This is a genomic window from Thermosediminibacter oceani DSM 16646 (assembly GCF_000144645.1).
GTDB lineage: Bacteria > Bacillota > Thermosediminibacteria > Thermosediminibacterales > Thermosediminibacteraceae > Thermosediminibacter > Thermosediminibacter oceani.
In genome coordinates this window covers 231,068-252,408 of record NC_014377.1, presented here as the reverse complement: position 1 = coordinate 252,408, position 21,341 = coordinate 231,068, and the positions used below count along the sequence as shown (strand labels likewise).

The 21,341-nt window shown below is 52.4% G+C and carries 19 protein-coding genes and 1 tRNA gene; 4 read left to right on the top strand and 16 right to left on the bottom strand.

Annotated features, from left to right (window positions below; genetic code table 11):
* Window positions 1-30: 30 nt before the first annotated feature.
* The 6 genes from TOCE_RS01320 to ligD form a co-directional block, all read right to left on the bottom strand.
* On the bottom strand, window positions 31-1,440 hold the full coding sequence (locus TOCE_RS01320; protein ID WP_013275091.1) for a peptidoglycan D,D-transpeptidase FtsI family protein: 1,410 nt from the start codon (window positions 1,438-1,440) through the stop codon (window positions 31-33).
* Complete coding sequence (locus TOCE_RS01315) at window positions 1,424-2,656, bottom strand: FtsW/RodA/SpoVE family cell cycle protein (RefSeq protein ID WP_013275090.1); 1,233 nt, start codon at window positions 2,654-2,656, stop codon at window positions 1,424-1,426. Before TOCE_RS01315 ends, TOCE_RS01320 begins: the two co-directional genes overlap by 17 nt.
* Entirely contained in the window at window positions 2,628-3,062 is a 435-nt protein-coding gene (locus TOCE_RS01310) for an FHA domain-containing protein (protein ID WP_013275089.1), read from the bottom strand. Before TOCE_RS01310 ends, TOCE_RS01315 begins: the two co-directional genes overlap by 29 nt.
* An 86-nt stretch (window positions 3,063-3,148) precedes the next feature.
* Window positions 3,149-4,216: an NAD(P)/FAD-dependent oxidoreductase gene (locus TOCE_RS01305; protein WP_013275088.1), complete on the bottom strand. Its 1,068-nt coding sequence runs from the start codon at window positions 4,214-4,216 to the stop codon at window positions 3,149-3,151.
* 2 nt (window positions 4,217-4,218) lie between these two features.
* Window positions 4,219-4,341 carry a hypothetical protein gene (locus tag TOCE_RS12730; RefSeq protein WP_281054640.1) on the bottom strand — a complete coding sequence of 41 codons (123 nt, stop codon included), beginning with the start codon at window positions 4,339-4,341 and terminating at the stop codon, window positions 4,219-4,221.
* An 11-nt stretch (window positions 4,342-4,352) separates the two neighbouring features.
* Entirely contained in the window at window positions 4,353-5,255 is a 903-nt protein-coding gene (gene ligD / locus TOCE_RS01300; RefSeq protein ID WP_148218353.1) for a non-homologous end-joining DNA ligase, read from the bottom strand.
* 98 nt (window positions 5,256-5,353) lie between these two features.
* Between ligD and TOCE_RS01295 the strand changes: the two genes are divergently transcribed.
* Window positions 5,354-6,280: an ATP-dependent DNA ligase gene (locus TOCE_RS01295; protein ID WP_013275086.1), complete on the top strand. Its 927-nt coding sequence runs from the start codon at window positions 5,354-5,356 to the stop codon at window positions 6,278-6,280.
* Here the strand turns inward: TOCE_RS01295 and ku are convergent.
* Window positions 6,275-7,099: a non-homologous end joining protein Ku gene (gene ku, locus TOCE_RS01290; protein ID WP_013275085.1), complete on the bottom strand. Its 825-nt coding sequence runs from the start codon at window positions 7,097-7,099 to the stop codon at window positions 6,275-6,277. The two genes, TOCE_RS01295 and ku, sit on opposite strands and share 6 nt — an antisense overlap.
* A gap of 256 nt (window positions 7,100-7,355) precedes the next feature.
* Between ku and TOCE_RS01285 the strand changes: the two genes are divergently transcribed.
* Entirely contained in the window at window positions 7,356-8,003 is a 648-nt protein-coding gene (locus TOCE_RS01285) for an MtnX-like HAD-IB family phosphatase (RefSeq protein WP_013275084.1), read from the top strand.
* Here TOCE_RS01285 and TOCE_RS01280 read toward each other — a convergent pair.
* From TOCE_RS01280 to TOCE_RS01240, 9 genes are all read right to left on the bottom strand, one after another.
* Window positions 8,000-8,965, bottom strand: coding sequence for an acyl-CoA dehydratase activase (locus TOCE_RS01280; RefSeq protein ID WP_013275083.1), 966 nt, complete (start codon window positions 8,963-8,965; stop codon window positions 8,000-8,002). The genes TOCE_RS01285 and TOCE_RS01280 overlap by 4 nt on opposite strands.
* Window positions 8,943-10,079: a 2-hydroxyacyl-CoA dehydratase gene (locus TOCE_RS01275; protein ID WP_013275082.1), complete on the bottom strand. Its 1,137-nt coding sequence runs from the start codon at window positions 10,077-10,079 to the stop codon at window positions 8,943-8,945. Before TOCE_RS01275 ends, TOCE_RS01280 begins: the two co-directional genes overlap by 23 nt.
* Window positions 10,076-11,035, bottom strand: a complete 960-nt coding sequence (locus TOCE_RS01270) for an acyl-CoA dehydratase activase-related protein (RefSeq protein WP_013275081.1) — start codon at window positions 11,033-11,035, stop codon at window positions 10,076-10,078. Before TOCE_RS01270 ends, TOCE_RS01275 begins: the two co-directional genes overlap by 4 nt.
* Before the next feature lie 227 nt (window positions 11,036-11,262).
* Window positions 11,263-14,883 carry an NAD(P)-binding protein gene (locus TOCE_RS01265; RefSeq protein ID WP_013275080.1) on the bottom strand — a complete coding sequence of 1,207 codons (3,621 nt, stop codon included), beginning with the start codon at window positions 14,881-14,883 and terminating at the stop codon, window positions 11,263-11,265.
* Window positions 14,884-14,902: 19 nt separating this feature from the next.
* Complete coding sequence (nuoF, locus tag TOCE_RS01260) at window positions 14,903-16,654, bottom strand: NADH-quinone oxidoreductase subunit NuoF (protein ID WP_013275079.1); 1,752 nt, start codon at window positions 16,652-16,654, stop codon at window positions 14,903-14,905.
* A gap of 18 nt (window positions 16,655-16,672) precedes the next feature.
* Window positions 16,673-17,200: an NADH-quinone oxidoreductase subunit NuoE gene (nuoE, locus tag TOCE_RS01255; RefSeq protein WP_013275078.1), complete on the bottom strand. Its 528-nt coding sequence runs from the start codon at window positions 17,198-17,200 to the stop codon at window positions 16,673-16,675.
* Window positions 17,201-17,277: 77 nt separating this feature from the next.
* Window positions 17,278-18,102, bottom strand: coding sequence for an Asp23/Gls24 family envelope stress response protein (locus TOCE_RS01250; RefSeq protein ID WP_013275077.1), 825 nt, complete (start codon window positions 18,100-18,102; stop codon window positions 17,278-17,280).
* 153 nt (window positions 18,103-18,255) lie between these two features.
* Entirely contained in the window at window positions 18,256-19,668 is a 1,413-nt protein-coding gene (locus TOCE_RS01245) for a stalk domain-containing protein (protein ID WP_013275076.1), read from the bottom strand.
* A 24-nt stretch (window positions 19,669-19,692) separates the two neighbouring features.
* Entirely contained in the window at window positions 19,693-20,265 is a 573-nt protein-coding gene (locus TOCE_RS01240; RefSeq protein WP_013275075.1) for a DUF2284 domain-containing protein, read from the bottom strand.
* Between the two features lie 182 nt (window positions 20,266-20,447).
* Between TOCE_RS01240 and TOCE_RS01235 the strand changes: the two genes are divergently transcribed.
* Window positions 20,448-20,525: transfer RNA gene (locus tag TOCE_RS01235), tRNA-Arg, on the top strand.
* A gap of 144 nt (window positions 20,526-20,669) precedes the next feature.
* Window positions 20,670-21,320: a lactate utilization protein gene (locus tag TOCE_RS01230; protein ID WP_013275074.1), complete on the top strand. Its 651-nt coding sequence runs from the start codon at window positions 20,670-20,672 to the stop codon at window positions 21,318-21,320.
* Window positions 21,321-21,341 lie beyond the last annotated feature (21 nt).

Here is a 21,341-nt window from a genome sequence, read left to right as displayed (position 1 = left end):
CCTCCGGTTATCTTTACATTGTTTATAAAGTTATTGCAGGCGCTCCAGGTACTGTGATATTACCTCCCTGGCAATAGGCCCGGCGTTTCTGCCGCCGGAACCGGCGTTTTCCACAACGACCGCCACCGCTATCTTAGGGTCGTCCGCCGGGGCGAAGCCTACAAACCAGGCGTGGGTCTCTCCGTGGGGGTTTTCGGCGCTGCCGGTTTTTCCGGCTACGGGTATGCCGCGAACCCTTGCCGGAGTACCGGTGCCGTTTTCTACCACATCAACCATATATTCCCTTATCTTGTTCGCCGTCACTTCGTCGATTACCTGCTTCGCAGAACCCGCCTTCTCAAAATTTTTTACGTGCCCTAGAGGTGTAACCGTCTTTTGCACGATATACGGCTGTATCATCTTGCCGCCGTTGGCCACCGTGGAAGCTACCATGGCCATTTGAAGCGGAGTCGCCAGGATGCGGCCCTGGCCTATGGAAGCTTCAGCCAGTTCTACGTCGTCGCTCATAAGGGAAAACCTGGGGAATCGGCTCACGGCCGCCGGCAGCTCAAAGGGGATTTTTGAATTAAACCCGAATTCCTGGGCTTTGGCAAAAAGCCTCTCCTTTCCCACTTCAAGCCCTATTTTCACAAAAATCGAGTTGCTGGAGAGGCTGAAAGCCCTCTTAACGTCGTAATTGCCCGGTTCCATCCCTTCGTAATCCCTTATGACTCTTCCGCTGACCTTCACGTACCCCGGCGTCTCGTAAGTCCTTTTCTCAATATCCGGTATGCTTTCCAAGGCTGCGGCAAGGGTCACTATTTTAAAGGACGAGCCTGGAGGGTACAGCCCCTGGATGGCCCTGTTGAGCAGGGGACTCGCCTTGTCCTTAGACAGTGCTTCCCACTGCTTTTCGACACTGCTGGGATTGTAACCCGGTGAGCTCACCATTGCAAGAACCGCGCCGGTATTCGGGTCCAGGGCTACCAGAGCCCCCCGCCTTCCCTGAAAAAGCTCGTATGCTCTTTTTTGAAGGTCCGAGTCTATCGTCAGGTAAACATCGTTGCCCTTTGAAACTCCCAGAATCTTCTGGCGCAACAACAGCATGGGATCCTGCTGGGAAATTCCTAAAAGCTCCCCGTTCAGCACCTCTTCCAACCCGGCCCTCCCCAGCTTCCTGCTGGAATACCCGAGCAGCGGACCGAAAGCCGGCCCCTGGGGGTAAACCCGCCTTTTCGCACCGTTTTCCACAACCGTAGCGGCGAGGACTCTTCCCCTAATATCGTACACGGTGCCTCTGGTAATGCTCTCCTCCTGTTCCCAGAGCCTCCGGTTATATGAGCTTTCTATGAGCTTTTGCCGCTCATAAACCTGGAAATAGGTGAGGTATCCCAAAAGGCACATAAAAAGCCCGCAGAACACCGCAAATACCAGCTTTATGTTTCTATGCAGCTTCTCCATCGGTCTCTCCTTCCCTCGCCTGGAGCCACAGCCCGTTCAGAATGCCAAGAGACGTAAAACTCATGACCATGGAACTCCCCCCGTAGCTCATAAACGGCAGCGTGACGCCGGTTACCGGTATCAGCTTTATAACACCGCCTATAATTGTAAATATTTGCATGCCGAACATCACCGTGTATCCCAGGGCTATCAGAGCCGGGTAGCTGTCCTCCAACCTGAGCGCTATCTTTATGCCCCTGTACACCATTAGGAAATACATGAGGATGACTGCGGCAGCCCCGAGAAATCCAAATTCCTCCGCAAAAGCGGAGAAGATGAAGTCCGTCGCCACCGCGGGAATGAAGTCCGGCCGCCCAAGGCCAAGCCCGGTACCGAAATAGCCGCCTTCCGCTATTGCAAAAAGGGACTGGACGATTTGATAACCCCTGCCCGGGACGTCCTGCCACGGGTTTAACCAGGCTTCAATCCTGACCCTCACGTGGTCGAAAAGAAAGTAGCTCAGAACACCCAAGATTCCGGCGGCAGACAGCCCGGCAGCCGTCAAATCCAGCCTGGAAGTGGCGGTGAAAATCACGGCCAGCGCCGTAATGTAAAACAGCATCGCCCCGCCCAGGTCCTTGGAGATAGCCAGAAGACCGACAGCAGCCAGGATTTCAGCCGCAAGCCTGGGGAAATTATTAATTTTATTTTGTTTCAAAACACCGGCCAGGTAAAACACGAAGGTGATCTTGGCAAGTTCGGAGGGCTGGAAAGTAAAACCGCTGAAAGCCAGCCAGTTCTTGGCTCCCCCTTTTTCCACTCCGAAAAGAAGGGGCAGCAAAAGCAGCGCTACAGTAGCGCCCCAGAAGTAAACGGGTTTGAGTTCGAGGCTGATGAAGTACCTCGTAAGAATGCTGCTCAAAATAAAAAATCCGACGCCAAGGGCGAAAAAGGCGACCTGTCTTTTAAAAAGTTCCATGTTGATCCTGCAGAGCATTATGAGGCCCAATTCCGTCAGAAACCCCGCCAGTATAAACAGAAATTTGTCCGAGCTGGGGAAGATCCACCCCGTAAAAAAATAGCCGATGAATACTATGCTCAAAAATATCACGGCACCGTAAAAGGGCACCAGCGTTACGGGCTTTCTGAAGATGGTTAGGAGTAAAAAGGAAATTAAACCCGTCAGTGCCATCGCGCTCAGTGCCCTGTTATACGTCGCTTCCACTTTCGAGTCCACGGGCCTCCCTCCTCAAAAAGGTGAATTTCCTGCTGCCCATCGTTATGACGTCCTTTTCCTTTAAAGCCACCGCCTTTTTTATGCGCTTTCCGTTTAAAAATGTGCCGTTGGTGCTTTTAAGATCCTGTATGACCATCCTTCTGCCCTTTTTAAAGATCATGGCGTGCTTGCTGGAAAGATAAGGGTCGTTTATCACTATATCGGAATCCCCGGCACGACCTATTGTAGTTACAGGCCGGAGGGGGTATTCCCTGCCATCGTCGCTCCTGAGGTAATAACCGGTATCCACTGACGTATTTTTTTCTTCACTCAGGTCTAGCACCATCAACTTTAAAAAATTATATAAAAAATAATATATTAGCCCGATTAATAGAAATTTCAAAATTTGAGCCAGGAGTTCATACACCCAAAACCACCTCTAGTATATTATAACACAATTGAAAAGCGGGCAATCTCATATGGATAAAAATAACAGCATAAAAAAACCCGCGGTTACACCGCAGGATTTTCCACCCTGAGGATTTTGGCAATCAGCCCGGCCGTAAAGCTATTGAATTGGTTCGGGTTAAGAAACGGCCTGTAAAGCCCCGTTTTTACCAGTTTACCTATTAGTTCGTCCATCTCTTCGAAACCTTTCTTTTTCCATACACCCGCCGCCATGGCTTCAATCGTGAGCCTCGGAGAAAGCAGCTTGCGGAGGTTTTTCTCGTAGTCCGTTCCACCGGAAGAAAGGCTTCTTACCGCTTCCATGCCGCTGAGCACCGCCATGTCGATACCGCCGCCGTGAAGAGGGGATGTGAGCCCGGCGGCGTCACCCACCAGCAGTATGTTGTCGTAAACCAGACGCGGGGCCATCCTGATCGGGCAGATGCCCCCCAGCTTTCTTTTTATAGCGTATCCCGCAAGTCCTTCCATTTCCAGCACATCGCGAAGCCGGTTCCACAGCGGCAACGGCTCTCCACCGAAGCTTCCGACCCCGACGTTAGCCGTGTGTCCGTCTTTGGGAAATATCCAGTAGTAGCCGTAAAGTCCCGGCAACAGCCCTACTTTCAGGTTATTCCCCAGGTAAGAAAAATCCCCCTCCATGACGTACTGCACGGTCCTGGCGCAGTTTTGCTTGTAAAAGTCAGCAAATCCGTAAGCCCTGGCAGTAACCGGAGGTGCACCGCTGGCGTCTATTATGTAGTCGTAATCCCTCATCAGTCCCTCCAGGTCTTTCGGAGAAACCGGGCTGTTTTCCTCAATGACCGCACCCTTATCCCGGGCAATGCGGGCGAGGTCTTCCTGCCATTCCCTTCTGTCGATCATCCAGAGATTCAGATCTGACACGTCTATTTCGTAGGTGGCTAAAGCTTTCGCGATCAGCTTTTCTACCTTGAATCTCACGCCCGCGCCGGGCTTTCCCAGCTTTTTCAGCACATCGAAGAAACCTTCGGCGCACCGGATATTTTCGCCTATCCGGCCCTTTTCCAGGAGCCTTACCTCATGGCCCATGGATGCAGCCGAAGCTGCTGCTGTAAGGCCGCCGGGGCCCCCTCCTATCACCAGAACCCTTGCCAACGCTATCCCAACCTCCTTTGTATGAACCTCAATATCCCCCTGACCAGACTAAAAAAGCCCATGGTGAGGGACGCAGCGATAAGAAATATGCAGAAATCCACAAACCACCCCAGGGTAATGTTCACAAAAGTCCCTCCTACAGCCACCTGTCAATACGCTGTTTCACTTCCAGGACGCCTTTGAACAGGTCTCCCACCTTTTGAAGCCTTTCGGGCATGTTCCTGATGGTGAACATAGAGGGCCTGACCCCCTCTTCAAGTTCATCCCATGTAACCGGAGCCGATACCGGCGCTCCCGCTATAGGCCTGGGGCTGTAAGGTGCGATCAGCGTTTTGCCCTTTATGTTTTGCAGGTAGTCGAGGTACACCTTGCCCCTGCGTTTTTTTATGCTTCTTTCGGTAGTTGCTTTTTCGGGAAAGGTCCTTTCCAGAACCCTGCAGAAAATTTTTGCAAAAACCCTGACCTCCCGGTAGGTGTACCTGGGCTCTATCGGCACGTATACCTGAATGCCGGTGGCACCGGAAGTCTTCGGAAATCCCACGAGTCCCTCCATATCAAGCAGTTTTTTCAGCGCCAGCGCCAGCTGCCGGGCGTCCTCGAAATCGGTATTTTCCATAGGGTCCAGGTCGAACACGACGAAGTCCGGGTATTCTATGGTCCCCACTCTGGAAAGCCAGGGGTGCATCTCAAGGCTTGCCTGATTCGCGGCCCAGAGCAAGCTTTTCATATCGTCGATAAGGGCGTAGCGCACAACCTTCCTCTTGCCTCCGGTGAAACTCTCCTCGTCGTAGGTCCTGAGCCACTCGGGAGCGTAATCGGGAATGTTTTTCTGGTAAAAAGCCTTGCCGTATATGCCGTCGGGGTACCGGGTGAAAACCATGGGGCGGTCCTTTAGGTGGGGCAGTACATAAGGAGCTACGCGGACGTAGTAGTCTATGAAATCAGCCTTTGTTATGTTGTCCTCAGGCCACATCACTTTGGAAAGGTTGGTCAGCTCAAGTTTTTCGTCTTCTACTATGACGACAGGCAATAATACCACACCTACCCGATTATATTATTATATTTAGCTTTAATCCTTAAATTTCCTTTAATGCAAAAATATTTTTTAAACGGGAAGAATATGTACGGTGATGTAAAATGATAAAGCCCGGGATACCCTTCATACCCATGGAGCCGCTGCCTCACCCGAAGCCCTTCGACGACGAAAAATACGGCTTCCAGATAAAGTGGGACGGCACCAGGATAGTAGCCCACTTGAGCGGCGGCGTGGAGCTTTTCAACCGGAAAATGAAAAGGCGCACCGCCCAGTACCCGGAGGTGGCAGGAACGCTTTCGGATGTCCTCGGGGACTCCGACGCGGTACTGGATGGAGAGATGATAACTTTGATCGGCGGAAAGCCCAGCTTCCAGCAGTTGATGAGGCGGGACTGGGCCACCGACCCGGGCACCATAAACTATCTGGCCTCAAGGATACCTGTAACCTACGTGGTTTTCGACATCCTTTACTTGAATGGAAAGAGCCTCATCGACCTGCCATTTTCCCGGCGGTACCACATATTAAAGTCCACCCTGAGGTCCTCGGACCCGGTGGTGGTGACCGATACCTTCCCGGGCCGGGGAATCGCCCTTTATGAGATCGCCAGGGAGAGGGGACTTGAAGGCATAGTAGCCAAAAGGCTGGACAGCGTTTACCAGATCGGGAAAAAGAGCGACAAATGGCTCAAAATCAAAAACCGCCGCGAGGTAACCGCCCTGGTGGGCGGCTTTCTGGCCGAAGGAAAAAGCGTGCGCTCCCTGTTTCTGGGGCAGCTCGTCGAGGGTGAACTCATTTATATCGGCAGGGCGTCCAGCGGACTTGGTGCCGAAACGAGCAGGGTCCTATACGATTTGCTTTCAAAATCCGCAAAGGAGTCATGCCCTTTTGCCAACCCGCCGCAAATCGAAAGGAGGGAAAAGCCCGTATGGGTCAGCCCTTCGGTCGCTGTTGAAGTGGAATTTCTCGATTATACCGACGAAGGTTATCTCAGGCATCCGGTAATAAGGCGGGTGGAATTCGGGTCATGAGGTGGCCCTCTTCCTCCTGCCGCGGCCTGCGGCCTCTTTTTTGCTCTCCTTTTCCTTTTCTACCATGGCCAGGCTCGCCTTGAGGGCTTCCATGAGGTCTACCACCTTCTCCTCCCTGGGAGCGGGTATCCTGATATCCTGACCTTCGACCTTGGCCCTTATTATGTCCAGCAGAGCTTTCCTGTACTCGTCGGTGTATTTCTCGGGTTTAAAGTCGGTAGCCAGGGAGTTTATGAGCTGCACCGCCATCTTGATCTCGTTCTCGTGGATTTTTACCTCCGGCGAAACCGGGATTTCACCGGCATCCCTCACCTCATCGGGATAGAACATAGTCTCCATCACCAGGCGGTTTTCACCGTAAGGTCTGAGGCACGCCAGGCTCTGTTTCGCCCTTATCATCACTTTTGCTATGGCGATTTTTCCGGTTTCCTTCAGGGCTTTTAAGAGCAACAGGTAAGCCTTCTGCCCTGTCTCTTCGGGCCCAAGAAAGTAGGAGTGGTCAAAATAAATGGGATCTATTTCCGCCAGGTTTACAAAATCTATGATATCGATGGTACGGGTTGTCTCGTCCGGTATGCTCTCCAGGTCTTTGTCTTCGATTATAACGAACTTTCCCTTTTCGTATTCGTACCCCCGGGCTATCTCATCATCCTCGACTTTCCGGTTGCACGCCGGGCATACCTTTTCGTAGCGTATGGGAGTGCCGCATTCCCTATGGATCTGCCGGAAGCTCACGCTCTTTCGTTCGGTTGCGGCGTACATCTTTACCGGCACGTTTACCAGGCCGAAGCTTATAGAGCCCCTCCACAGAGCTCGCACCGGCAATCACCTCCGGTACTAATATCTCTCATTTATAAATTGATTATCCCTGGAAATACTTCCAGTAACATATAGTAATATCGCATGTTTTTCGGGAAAAAATAAAAATACCTGCCGATGGTTAGCGAGGTACCGTATCCCAATGGGTATCGATAGTTAGCCATCGGCAGGCTTTTTTTGATTTTAGGTATATGATATAATTCTGATGATCGATTTTTGACGCCCGGACGTTACTTTTATAAAAAGGAGAATGCCAATGAAGATCGCTTTTTTTATAGACTTCGACGGGACGATAACCAAAGAGGACACATGCGTAGCGATGACCCGGAATTTCGCCCGGGGTGACTGGGAAGAGATAGAGCTAAGGTGGCAGAGGGGGGAAATTTCCACCGAAGAGAGCGCCAGGGAAACGTTTAAGCTCTTTGACGCCGGCGAAGAAGATCTCAGGAATTTTTTAATTGAAAACATGGAGATTGACGACTATTTCATGCCCTTTGTGGAATTCTGCCGGGAAAGGGGATATGAAATTTACATACTGAGCGACGGGTACGATTTTAATATAGAAACAGTTTTTAAAAAATACGGGATAAAGGATATACCCTATTTTTCCAATATGCTTATAATCGACGGCCGGAAATTCGATATCGAAAGCCCGCACTCTTCCTGGTCGTGCCCGCAGTGCGGCACCTGCAAAGCCGAACTCATCGACAAATTGAAGCCAAAAAATGGATTAGCGGTTTACGTAGGCGACGGCCATTCGGATATTTGTGCGATAAAAAAAGCGGATGTCATTTTTGCGAAAGGGGTTCTTCTTTCCCACTGCCGCAGAAATGACATCCCCGCCATCGCTTATAAAGATTTTTCCGATATAATAGACTGGGCCCGCTCCGCCAACATCCGTTAAGCCGCACCGGAATCCTCAATAACCTTCCACTTGTTGCACCTGTCTCCCCAGCGTGCGATTACCTTTCCCTCCATTTTTATGTTTACCACCTCGCAGTGGTTGGAACAGCCCTGACACTCGAAACTGTCCGCCGCAAACTCTATATCGCTGGCCTGAAAGCCCCTGAATTTTGTTTTTTCCACTCCAGCGTCTCTGGCCAGCAAGGCAGCGCCGAGGGCTCCCATGACGTGGTGGTATTTTGGGACGTATACTTCCATTCCAAGCGCTTCCTCGAAGGCGGCCTTCATCCCTACATTTGCCGCCACGCCGCCCTGGAATACCACCCGGGGCAGTATTTCCTTGCCTTTGCCCACGTTGTTCAGATAGTTCCTGACCAGGGCCTGACACAGGCCCCTTATTATATCCTCTATTTTGTAACCCAGCTGCTGCTTATGTATCATGTCCGATTCCGCAAATACCGCACATCTCCCCGCAATGCGCACCGGGTTCTTCGACCTGAGGGCGTATGAACCAAACTCTTCTATGGGTATACCCAGCCTGTTGGCCTGTTGGTCCAGGAACGACCCGGTACCGGCAGCGCAGACGGTGTTCATGGCAAAGTCGGTTACGACGCCGTCCCTCAGTATTATTATTTTCGAATCCTGTCCGCCTATCTCTATAACCGTTCGCACGTCGGGGACTTCCTTCTGGGCGGCGACTGCATGGGCGGTTATCTCGTTTTTTACAATGTCGGCACCCGCAATCACCGCTGCCAGTTGGCGGCCGCTGCCGGTGGTGCCAACACCCCTGATATCCCACTTTCCATGACCTCTCGAATTAAGTAGCCGCAGCCCTTCCTGGACCGCCTTTATGGGCTGGCCCTGGGTGCGGATGTAAACCGCTTCCTCCACCTCGCCGCTTTCATCCATGATGATCAGGTTCGTGCTGACGGAACCCACGTCAATACCCAGATAGTGTGCCATATACTACATCTCCTTTTCCAAGGTTCATTTTTTTCTTCTTACGCTTGGCTGCCAGGAGGTCTACGAAGGCCTCCACGCGGGTCCTCAATCCTTCCTTGCCCGTCTGCTCGTCAAGCGTTACCGGCAGAAAGCCTATACCGTATTCAGCGCAGACCTTGGGCAGTATGCTCTTTGCCACAATCTCGGGGATGCAGGTAAATGGCGAAAGTTGTATCACCCCGTCAAATCCCCTTTTTGCGAAGAGTATGGCGTTGCCCACTGATTCCCGCCCGTGGCCGCCGCACATCTCCTTGAAATACGGAGAAGCCAGTTTTTTCACATCCCTTTCACCGGGCATTCTGAAGAGGTCCATAACGGCGTTGTAGAAAGTGTAAGATGCCAGGAACATGGACCTTTCCGCATAAACCCCCAGATCCCCCAGCATTTCCTCTATTTCCAGGTTGGCCGCCGGTTCAATGACCACGTATATTTCCCCGACGATGCCTATTTTTATGGGATCGATATCTTTTTTTTCGATTTTTTCATATAAAAGCTCGATTTCCCTTTCGATTTCCACAAGGTCGCGGTAACTCTGCGCCTGTGCTATCAGTTCAGCGCACTTTTTATACGTCCTGGTAGTTTCACCCTTTTTAACTTCCAGGGGCCTTATCTTATGAGAGAGCTTTTCCGCCTTATCCAGCAGCTGAAGCTCCTTCCATACAAAACGCCCGATTCTGAAGTAATCGGCGATGGAAAGCTTTTTACTCACCAGTTTTTTTATACTGGCTATCAGGTCCCTCAGATGCCTGCCGGGAGGTTCCAGGGTTATCATCTCGAAGTCGTAGCCCAGGCTCTTCAAAATCTTTTCGTGCAACGTAGTATAGAGTCCGGCCCTGCAGGGCCCCACACCTCCGGTGGAAACAAGCGTGTCGGCTCCAGCTTCCAAAGCCTCGATGTAGGTTCCCAGCACTATCTTGAAGGGCAGGCACGCGAACTCCGGAGCATATTTGGTGCCCAGGCTCAGAGTTTCCTCGGTGGGCCGTTTGGGCAGCACCACATCGTTGCCCAGCGCTTTCATGAGTTTTTGAAAGGTTATAGTAGCATTCCCTAAGTAAGGATAGGATACTTTCCTCATAACATAGCCGCCTCTTTTACCTTTCTTTTTCTCCTCAGCATATCTACAAAGGCTTCCAGCCTGGTGTTAAGGCCTTCCTGCCCGGTGTGCTCGTCGAGGGCGATTGTTAAGTAAGCCATGTTCCTCTCCCTGGCCTCCAGTTCCATTATTTTATCCACGATAAAATCAGGACCGCAGCCGAAAGCGGTCACGTGAATGATGCCGTCGACGCAGCCGGTCTCCAGAAAATGAAAAGCGGTCCGCAGGACGCTGTTGCTGAAGGTCCAGAAGAGCGTCTTTCTAAGCTTCCCCGCGTATTTCTGCTTCACCTCTTCCGGTACCATCTCGGGAGTAACCACATAAGTTCCCATGCCTATCAGCTTTTTTATAAGGTCCAGGCTGACGTAAGGGTCGTAAAGCATATACGGGTAGCCGACGACCCCCAGTTTGATATCGGCACTTTTTTTCTGGGCCATTATACCCAGGGGCGGAATACCCCCCTGCAGGAACTGGTTGGTGTAGTCTTTAAAGCTTATGAGGGCTTTTCTATAGGCGTTGTAAGCCGTAAAGAACCCCTTTTTGAATTTCCCTGCAACCCTGAGACAGGTTAAAAAAAGCTCCCTTTTTTTCCCTCTGATGTCTATTCTGACCTCCAGCATGTTGTTCAGGTTTGGTATCGAACAGGCGAGCATATCGGGCAGTCCCAGAAATTTAGGGCAGAAAGTAGCTTCCCGGTTTACACTCACCAGCCTCGGTACGAAGACGTAATCCACACGGTTTATCAGATTTTTGACGTGTCCGTGAAAAAGTTTAATGGGCACGCAGGCGTCCGCCACGGCATCTTCCACGCCGGCATCCACTATCTCCTTCGACGTTGGATCCGATACTGCCACTTCAAGGCCCAGTTTTTCAAAAAATGTATTTATGAAAGGATAGTATGCATAGTAGGCCAGGGTTCTCGGTATACCGATTTTCAATCTAGGTCTCTCCTCGTAAAAATGTCGAATAATATATAATTCAACGATAAGCAAAAAAATCCTTCCTTATATATCACCGACAATTGTTAATTATTGATGATTGGATAAAGTGTTTCCACAAACTGTTATACCGCCGTTCATAGAATATTAACCGGAGGGGAAAGGTATGCACACGTATTCAAATTAAGAGCCCGCATCTTGAAGATGCAGGCTCTCTATACTTGCTATTATCTTGCTATGCCGGTCTCCTCCATTTTGCGGGCAAAGGCTCTCTCCACGGCATCGGCCGGACCCATGCACCTGAACGCAGGTCCCCCGGCGGATACGGCCAATCTCGCCTTACCGCTTTCGAAATTAAATCCTTCCCTGTACAGCACCGGCATTCCGAAGGCGTCCTTCGTCCCCGCCGGCCAGAATATGCCACCGCCCGTCAGGGCCGTCTTTTTTACCCCCCTGTACTCGGGTATCTGCCGTGAGATCGCATCCAGCACCTCTTCCGCCGAACCGAAGTTAAAGGCACATCCGGTGGCGCCGGCCAGGTCCCGTATCACCTGCCAGTTCTCGCGGCCCGTGGAGGCCGGGAGAGCCCTCTCAAACCACTGCACTCTGCGCTCGGCGCTGGTGTAGGAGCCCCGGGACTCGGAAAAGGCCGCTGCTGGCAGCACTACATCCGCCAGGCGGGCGGTATCGGTCAGGAAAAGGTCCTGGACCGCCAGGAATTCGAGCTTTTTCAGGATACCGGTTACGGCTGCGTCAGCGCCGGCCGGATCTTCTCCGAAAATAAACGCTCCCTTTATCCTGCCCTGTTCGATGAGCTTTAATATTTCTGCGGCGTCCGCCGTCACGCCCATGTCCACGAGACCCTGGGCGTTACCCTTGGCTTTAAGCATGACGATGCCGTTACGGGGCCTTCCGATGTGGCCCGATACGACGGCTATGGATGCTATTAGCCTTTCGGCATCGCGGGTAAGTCTCTCGTGGTCGAAAACAACCATGGCGTTCCCGGCCTTGCCGTAAAGGCGCGCTATTTCCCTGATGTCATCGGACACCGCAGTATCGGCAAGGCTGGCCTTCAGTTCCTCGAACCCCTCGGCTCTTGCCGCACCGGAAGTAAAGCCTTCCTCGATAAGACCCTTCAGCAGAGCCTTTAGGAAGTCCACGCTGTTTTCCGGCCTTACCACTTTGTGGGCCCACTCGTCGGCGATGGAAGGTTCGGGGTTTATGACGACAAGCTTAGCCCCTTCCTTCAACGCCTCTCTTATCTTCAACCCCGCTACGGCGTAATCCTCCATCACCCGGCATCCGATGAGCAGTATCATGTCGGTGGAAGTCAGCTCTTCCAGCGAATTGGTGGACGCATCGAATCCCAGAACGTCCTTCAGGCCGCTGGTGGTATTGCTGAAGGAAGCCACATGAGGTGTGCCTAAACCCTTTTTCGCAAACTCCACCGCCATGAAAATTTCTTCATTGGTGAGCCTGGGCGATACGAATACCGCCAGACTTTCTCCGCCGTTCATAGCCCTGATCCCCTGGACCTTCCTGCCGGCGTAGAGCAGGGCTTCTTCCCAGGAAGTTTCAGCCAATTTGCCGTTCTCCCTGACCAGCGGCGTTGTCAGCCTTTCTCCGGCTTTCAACGCGCTGAACCCGAAGCGCCCCTTCACGCACAGGTGTCCGGCGTCCACAGGGCTCTCTTTGTCGGGAAGGGCCCTCAGAATCATATCTCCCCTTATATCCAGCTTCATATTGCAGCCGACACCGCAGAAGGAACACACCGTATGCTTTTTCTCCGTTGCCACCGGAACGGGCTTTGCCACCGGCGGTTTTTCCTGCAGCGCCCCTGTGGGACATACGGCCACGCACTGACCGCAGGATATGCAGGAAGTGTCCCTTAAGGGCAGCTCGAATTCAGGTTTTATAACCGTGTCGAACCCCCTGTTCACAAATCCCAGGGCGGTAATACCCATGACCTCGTCGCACACCCTGACGCACAGTCCGCACAGGATACACTTATTAGGATCTCTTACGATAAACGGATGATCATCCCGGTATTCGTACCTGCTGACCTCACCGGCGAGCTTTTCGGGGTTTACGCCGTACTCGTTGGCGTATTTTATGAGCTTGCACTCGAAGAAGTCCTTGCAGCCGCACTCCAAGCAGCGCATGGCTTCTTTCTTTGCTTCTTCTTCGCTGTAGCCCAGGACGAATTCCCTGAAGTTGGTCTTCCTCTCTTCGGGAGATAAGTGGGGCATGGGAACACGGGGAATCCTTTCCCTGTCAGCGAAGTCGGCTTGGGTCAAATCGCTGCGTCTCACCACATAGGGTTCCCTGAACGGGATGGTGTTCCCTTCCAGATAACTCATTATCACTTCCGCCGCCTTCTTGCCATCGGCTACAGCCTCGATGGCTATGCCGGGGCCCTCGTTGATAGCGTCGCCGCCGGCGAATACCCCCGGTATACTGGTGGCAAAAGTGCCTTCGTCGGCGGAAATGGTCCTCTTCCTGGTGAGGTTTAGGCCTTCCAGGCCTTCGGGGTTTACCTCCTGCCCTATGGCTGCGATAACCGTATCGACCTCCAGTATCATTTCCTCTCCGGGGATGGGTTCGGGTTTTCTCCTGCCGGTGGAGTCGGGCTCTCCAAGCCTCATCTTCTGCAGCCTTACGGCAGCAACTCTGCCGTCCCTGCCCATGATCTCTATCGGCGATACGAGGAAGACAAACTTCACGCCCTCTTCCTCGGCTTCTTTTATTTCAACCTCGTTGGCGGGCATCTCATTCCTGGTGCGCCTGTACAGCACGTACACTTCTTCGGCCCCCAGGCGAATCGCAGTGCGGCATGCGTCCATAGCGGTGTTGCCGCCGCCCACCACCGCGACCCTGCGGCCCATATTCACCGGCTCGCCCTTTGCCACGGCCCTTAAAAAGTCGATGCCTCCCAGCACGCCGTCCAGGTCCTCGCCGGGACAACCTACTTTTGCGCTTTTCCAGGCGCCTATGGCAACAAATACCGCATCATAGCTTGACCTCAGGTAGTCCAAAGTCACGTCCCTGCCGACTCTGCAGCCGGTTATAAACTCAACGCCCATTTTCCTGATCAGGTCTATTTCCCTGTCCAGCACCTCTTTGGGGAGGCGGTACTGGGGTATACCGTATCTCAGCATTCCGCCGGGTTTTTCCATAGCTTCGTAGACCACAACCCTGTGGCCTTCTTTCGCAAGATAGTACGCGGCGCTCAACCCCGCCGGTCCGCTGCCGATCACGCTGACGGATTTGCCGGTGGGGGGCTTTATTTCAGGCATATAGGGATACTCCGACGCCAGGTCCACATCGCCCACGAAGCTCTTGAGCCAGGCGATGGCGATGGGCTCCTCAACCAGCTGCCTTCTGCAGGCGTCTTCGCAGGGATGCGGACAAATTCTCCCGATGCTTGCAGGGAGGGGCAGCTGTTCCTTAATCAGTTTCACGGCCTCGCGGTACTGGCCGTTGGCTATGAGGCCAACGTATCCCTGACAGTCGGTACGGGCGGGGCATGCCTGACGGCAGGGCGGCCGGCAGTCACCGGTATGGTTGGACAGCAGGAGTTCCAAAGCTACCTTCCTCGATGCCCGAACCTTTTTCGTATCGGTGTAGACCACCATACCGTTGGAAATCTCGGTGGCGCAGGCCCGGAGCAGCTTGGGAGCGCCCTCTACCTCCACAAGGCACAGTCCGCAGGAACCGTATATCTTAACCCTCTCGTCGTAGCACAGGGTAGGGATGTCTATCCCGTTTTCCCTGGCAACTTCGAGGATGGTCTGCCCTTTTAACCCTCTGACTTCGCGTCCGTTTATATTCAGCCTTATTTCCTCCATGTTTCCCCCTCCATTTAAGCTATTCTACAAAGACCGCGCCGAAGCGGCAGACTTGCATACAAGTGCCGCACTTGGTGCATTTTTCTAATACGATCTCGTAAGGCTGCCCCTTCGAGCCCTTTATTGCGTTTACCGGACACTTGCGCGCGCAGAGGCCGCAGCTCTTGCATTTTTCCGCATCTATCCTGTAGGCGATGAGGGCCTTGCACTGTTTCGCCGGGCACTTTTTATCCTTTATATGCGCCTCGTATTCGTCTCTGAAGTATCTGAGGGTGGTGAGAACGGGGTTGGGTGCCGTCTGGCCGAGGCCGCATAAAGAACCTCCTTTTACGTTTACGGCCAGTTCCTCCAACAGCTCCAGATCCGACTCCTCACCCCTGCCCTCGCAGATCCTTTCCAGGATCTCCAGCATCCTCTTGGTGCCGAGGCGGCAGTGGGTGCACTTTCCGCAGGACTCCTTCCGGGTGAAATCCAGGAAAAATCTTGCCATATCCACCATGCAGGTGGTCTCGTCCATAACTATCATACCGCCCGAGCCCATGATGGCGCCGGTCTTTACGATAGACTCGTAGTCCACCGGGGTATCCAGCAGGGACTCGGGTACGCAGCCGCCCGACGGCCCGCCCAGCTGGACGGCTTTTATCTTCCTGTCGTTCTTTATCCCGCCGCCTATCCTGAAGATGACATCCCTCAGCGGTATACCCATAGGCACTTCCACAAGGCCGCCCTTTTTTACCTTGCCCGCCAGGGCGAACACCTTCGTGCCCTTGCTCTTTTCGGTGCCTATTGCCGCAAAGGCTTTGCCGCCGTTGAGTATGATCCACGGCACGTTGGCAAAGGTCTCCACGTTGTTGATATTGGTGGGCTTGCCCATATACCCTTTCTGAGCGGGGAACGGCGGTTTAAGCCTGGGCATCCCCCTTTCTCCTTCCAGCGACGCGATGAGGGCGGTTTCCTCGCCGCACACGAAGGCCCCCGCACCGGCCTTTATTTTTACGTCGAAGCTAAAGCCGGTACCAAATATATTGCTGCCGAGGAAACCTTTTTCCCGCGCCTGCTCAATGGCTATTTCCAGCCTCTTTATGGCCAGCGGATACTCGGCTCTCACATAGATATATCCATGCTCGGCTCCGATAGCATAGCCGGCAATGGCCATGCCTTCCAGTACCGAGTGGGGATCGCCCTCCAGCACGCTCCTGTCCATGAAGGCTCCCGGGTCCCCTTCGTCGGCGTTGCACACGACGTACTTGGGAGATCCCTGGGCGCTCCTTGTGGCGTTCCACTTGAACCAGGTGGGAAAGCCGGCGCCGCCCCTGCCCCGCAGGCCCGATACCTTCATTTCTTCTATGACCTGCTCCGGAGTCATCTCTTTAAGCACTTTTTCCAGGGCTTTGTAGCCGCCCTTTTCGATATATTCCTCTATCGACTCCGGGTCGATCGCGCCGCAGTTTCTCAAAGCGATCCTCACCTGGCCGTCGATATAGGAGCGGTCGTCCTCTCCGATAGCATGCTCGCTCAGAACCTCGCCTTTTTCGATGTGTTTTTCGAAAATCTCCTTTACAATCTCCGGCGTTACCCTGACGTAGGTAGTCTTGTTTCCATCGTCATCTATCACGTCGACAATGGGCTCCAGGTAGCACATTCCAATGCATCCGGCCTTTTTTACATCTACATCAATTTTCCTACTTTCCACTTCCTCCTGGATAGCCTCCAGTACCCTGTTACCCCCTGCGGCAATTCCGCAGCTTCCGAGGCCAACGACTACTTTCACTTTCTACACCTCCAGTTTTTATTTCCCGGTCTCGCGCTTATAGATATCCCTTATTACGTCCCTGGCCTTATCGGGCGTAAGTTTGCCGTAAGCTTCCCCGTCGATCATCATGACCGGTGCCAGACTGCAGCAACCCAGACACGCTACGTTTTGAAGGGTAAAAAGCCCGTCGGCGGTAGTCTCTCCGTCCTTTATTTTCAGCTCATCGCACAGGGCGCTGGTTATTAGTTCCGCCCCGTTTACGTGGCAGGCCGTGCCATGGCAGACCATTATGAGGTGTTTGCCTATGGGCTTTAACCTGAACTGGGCATAAAAGGTGGCCACTCCGAAGACTTTGGCGGGCTTTACACCTATCTCCCGAGCTATATGGTATAGGGCCTTTCTGGGAAGATACCCGTATATATCCTGAACCTTCTGAAGTACTGTAATAAGACTGCCGGGAACCCCGCGGTACTCCTTCAAAACCTGCTCCAGAGCCGAAAGATCCACCTCGTCGTCGGGAAACTTTTTTTCTATTCCGTGTTCTTCACCAGCACAGCAAAACACCGTTTTTCACCCCTTCTTTGTAATTACTGACCAATGTGAATTGTAATACAATATTCGACAAATTAAAATATTCTACATCAAATCGAATTTTCCTTCTTGAAGTAAAGCCTTCTCGCGGTAACATCGACCCTTAAAACGTTCAGGGCCGTCATGTGTTCCACCTGCTTTGCCACTTCCGATTGTACCTTTTCCAGCAGCGGAATGAGCGGCACCCCGTACTCCACCGAAAGCTCCAGCACGATCGCCACCCCCGTCCCGTAGTTTTCGATTATGGCCCTTCCACCGGGGCCTACACCTTTGACGCTTAGGGCGGCATGAAGGGCTATCTGGCTGACGACCGTGTCGGCTATGGTGTACCGTCCCAGATAGCTGTAAGTGGGCCTTACTACCGATTTTTCCGTTACGATCTCCTGTTTTCCGCGCCGGTAGAAGATCTTAAGTGGATCCAACAGGTAGCCAGAAAAATATTTTTTTATTTCCAGCGTTGGCACGGGGATCACGTGTTTGCCCTCGTATTTCCTTATCAGCCGCGCTTTCTCTATCTCCTCAGGGGTGGACACATCCTCTATGCGCACTACCGCTTCCGGCGCGGGCAGTTCCAGAGCCCTGCATATAGCTCGGATCATTTTTTCTGAAGTGCCTATTATCAGGACCTTACCGGCGTTGATCTCGGCCAGCTTCTTTTTCACTTCCCCGGCATGGTCTGGATCCTGGAAGATAGCTCGCCGAATTGCGCCGATCATGGTCTCTTCCCTCTTGGCCGAAAAACCGGCCACCACCCGGTTGCCGTGTATCAAAAGCCCGTCGTCGATTATAAGCTCTGCACCGTAGTGTCTTGCTACTATGTGGGCCTTATGGCTTTTGCCGGTGCCGCTTTTACCCACAAGAGCGATTACTTTCAAACTATCAACTCCTGAAAGTAATAATGCTCATAATTCTATACTACCATAATAATACGGGACTATAAAGACACATAAGTTTTCTTCGGTTTACAAAGTTTGGTTATTTATAAAAACCCCCTGTGAGCAATAACTCACAGGGGGCAATTCCGGAAATTATTTGGCTGCTATGAAATTATCGTTCACCGCCTGCCAGAAGGAAGGCGTAGTATACCCGAGTCTCCATACGGCTATACCCTTAAGCCCTTTTTTAATAGCCAGCTTGGACTTAGCATCTACGGATTTTGGGCTTTCCATCCATATTTGATAGATGTTGCCTTTTTCATCGGTAAAGCTGCCGTAATCCATCAGAGAAGTGCTGTCTATGGTCATTTTCAGGCCGTACTTCTGAGCAAGCTCATCCAGGAACCAAATTTTGCTGTAAGTCATACCGTTTCTGGCTTCCAGCACGGTGTATTTTTCATTCCCCGACCAGGCATAACCGTAGTAACCTATCCCCAGCACTATCTTTTCGGCGGGGATCCTGGCAAGAGCGTAGTTCACGATCTCTTCCACCCATTCCACCCCGGCCTGGGGTCCCGGAGTGCTCGGGCTTTTATCGTAGGCCATCAGCACCACGAAATCGCTGTATTTGCCCAGGGTCCCGTAATCGTAGCCCGGCCACCAGTCCTGCTTTTCGGTTTTTGCCGGCAGCGACAAGCTCAGGGTTTTATTTCTGGATTTGAGGGCGGCGTAAAGATCTTTAATGAAAGCATTGAAGTTCTCTTTATCCTCAGGCCCGAGGTACTCGAAGTCAATGTTCACCCCATCGTAATTTTCCTTGTCCACTTCCGCAAGGATCTGGCCGACCAGTGCGTTCCTTTTTTCTGCCGTGGCCAGAGCCTGCTGCAGCCGGGCCCGGTCGCTTTCGAACACCAGAGCGTGGACCTTTACTCCCCTTTCTCTGGCGGTCCGGAGTACGGAGTCGTACCCTTCCGGCTTCATTATCCAGCGGGAACCGTCATAGCTTGTCAGGTTACAATCGCTGTTAAGGGTGTACCATTTGGTAGCTATGGAAGACAGCTTGTCCACATTGTTTATGAAGTCGTCGTAGGACTGTGAATAATAATACCCCATTATGTATTTGCTCAGCTTGTCAGCCGTCTTTATAAACACCGTATTCTCCCTACCATCCCAGTCCACCGCTGCACCGAAAGCCTCGCTGTAAAACCGGAGCGGTACCAGGGTGCGCCCCTGGATCAGCATAGCCGGCACATCCAGCTTGACGGGTTTCCCGTTTACGTAAGCGGTCGAACTCCCCACCCTGAGGACCACCTGGGTCTCGCTCTTGTAAGCGGTGACCATTTTTGTCCTGCCGTCCCACCGAACGCCGGCGCCCAGATTTTCACTTAAAAGCCTGAAAGGGACCAGAAGGCGGTTGTTCTTCAAGACGGGCGCAACATCGAATTTCAACTCGTCGCCGTTCAGCATAACCCTGACGAAAGCCGCCGCACTTGCAGTGAAGGGTGTGATAACCGTTAACATGATCGTAACTGTCAAAAAGAATACGGCAAACCTGCGTTTCAACATTTCTTTATTTAGACCCCCTTTTTTTCAGTCTAACAGCACCATCCCCGTCCAGATCACCTTTCCCGGAGTAAAGGCCATCTCCATGCCGGCGTTTTTGCAGGTCTTAAAAACGTCTATCCCCATGGCTTCCATTGGTGGCCTTACCCTATCTCTTTTCACGCAGAAGGCACCGGAATCTTTCGTTACGGGACATTCCTCACACAGCCTGCAGGGCCCTCCCGTCAGGCCCGCCGCAAAGGAAAAACCTAACGAAAAAGCTCGCTTTTCCGTCCGGTACACGGCATCGTGTAAAAGCAGAGCAAGCCTTGTTGCTTCTTCGTCGGCACCTTCCCCTTTCGCAGAACCCTGCACCTGGATGAGCAAAGCCATTATGTAATTCGAAAGTACCTTTCGAAATTCGTCGACCCCGGGTACATGAGGAGGGCACATAAACCTCTTTCCGTATTCCCTGCAGCCCGAATGACTGCACTGGAACCTCACCCGCTCGTCCACCACCACATCGCGGACGGCAATAAGTTTTGCTTCAGTGACGCCCTCGCAGCCCAGGGCAAACTCCAGGAGTTTTTCGGCATCCTTGAATTTTGTCAAAAGATCCATAGTCCACCTCGCGAGGATACACCTTTTTTACCTTAAATAATACCAGACAAGTCACCCGCAGTCTACAATGTTACAAAAATGTAATATAAGTTATTGTTTTATGCGCCCCTGTATGTTATAATTAAACGTGCAAAGTCACCTTTCGTGGAGGTGACCTAAAAAACAAAACAAATTTTCAGCGTGCGCCTATAGCTCAGGGGATAGAGCACCGGCCTCCGGAGCCGGGTTTTGCGGGGGTTCGAATCCTCCTAGGCGCACCATTATTTTATTTTACCTAAAAAGCTATCGAGACCGGCGATAGGCCGGTAATGACCAAACTTATTTTTCGGTTAAACAGGGGGCTCAAAAGGCGCGGCCCTTTACCGCTCCTTTTTAATTTAAAGATAAAGCTGGGGGGTCAAAATATGGGTTTTACACAGGAACTTGTGAGCTGGTCTTATGAACAAAAGTGCCAAAAAGCAGTGGAATCCCTGAAAAAGAGGGGGTTTACCGCCGTCTACTGCAAGACAGGACAGGAAGCCGTGGATTATATCATCAGAGAAGCGAAAGAAGCCTCCACTATAGGTTTCGGCGGTTCCATGTCGATAGCTGACTTAAAAATAGCCGATACCTTAAGGGAAATGGGAAAAGAATTGCTCATTCACGGAGCACCCGGCCTTTCCCCCGAAGAAAGACTGTCTGTGATGCGTAGGCAGCTTACCTGTGACCTCTTTTTGACCAGTACCAATGCTCTGACCATGACGGGATGTCTCGTCAACATCGATGGCACCGGCAACCGTGCCGCTTCTATGTTTTTCGGCCCCAAAAAGGTTATCGTCGTTGCCGGCCGCAACAAACTGGTCAGCGATACGGAAGAAGCATTGAAGCGCATCAAGATGTATGCTGCCCCGCCCAATGCAAAACGTTTAAACTACCAGACCCCGTGTGCCAAGACCGGCTTTTGTGCGGACTGCGATTCCCCGGACCGCATCTGCCGCATCACCACCATCCTGGAGCGCAAGCCAAGGCTCACCGACATCCACGTGCTGGTAATAAACGAAGACCTGGGATTTTAAAATTAAAGCAGCCCCGTTCGT

Excerpts from the sequence above, each read along its gene's own strand:
- TOCE_RS01280 (WP_013275083.1), bottom strand. The coding sequence starts at position 8,965 with ATGGCACACTATCTGGGTATTGACGTGGGTTCCGTCAGCACGAACCTG.
- TOCE_RS01230 (WP_013275074.1), top strand. The coding sequence starts at position 20,670 with ATGGGTTTTACACAGGAACTTGTGAGCTGGTCTTATGAACAAAAGTGC.
- TOCE_RS01275 (WP_013275082.1), bottom strand. The coding sequence starts at position 10,079 with ATGAGGAAAGTATCCTATCCTTACTTAGGGAATGCTACTATAACCTTT.
- TOCE_RS01245 (WP_013275076.1), bottom strand. The coding sequence starts at position 19,668 with ATGTTGAAACGCAGGTTTGCCGTATTCTTTTTGACAGTTACGATCATG.
- TOCE_RS01265 (WP_013275080.1), bottom strand. The coding sequence starts at position 14,883 with ATGGAGGAAATAAGGCTGAATATAAACGGACGCGAAGTCAGAGGGTTA.
- TOCE_RS01320 (WP_013275091.1), bottom strand. The coding sequence starts at position 1,440 with ATGGAGAAGCTGCATAGAAACATAAAGCTGGTATTTGCGGTGTTCTGC.
- TOCE_RS01295 (WP_013275086.1), top strand. The coding sequence starts at position 5,354 with ATGATAAAGCCCGGGATACCCTTCATACCCATGGAGCCGCTGCCTCAC.
- TOCE_RS01240 (WP_013275075.1), bottom strand. The coding sequence starts at position 20,265 with ATGGATCTTTTGACAAAATTCAAGGATGCCGAAAAACTCCTGGAGTTT.
- TOCE_RS01285 (WP_013275084.1), top strand. The coding sequence starts at position 7,356 with ATGAAGATCGCTTTTTTTATAGACTTCGACGGGACGATAACCAAAGAG.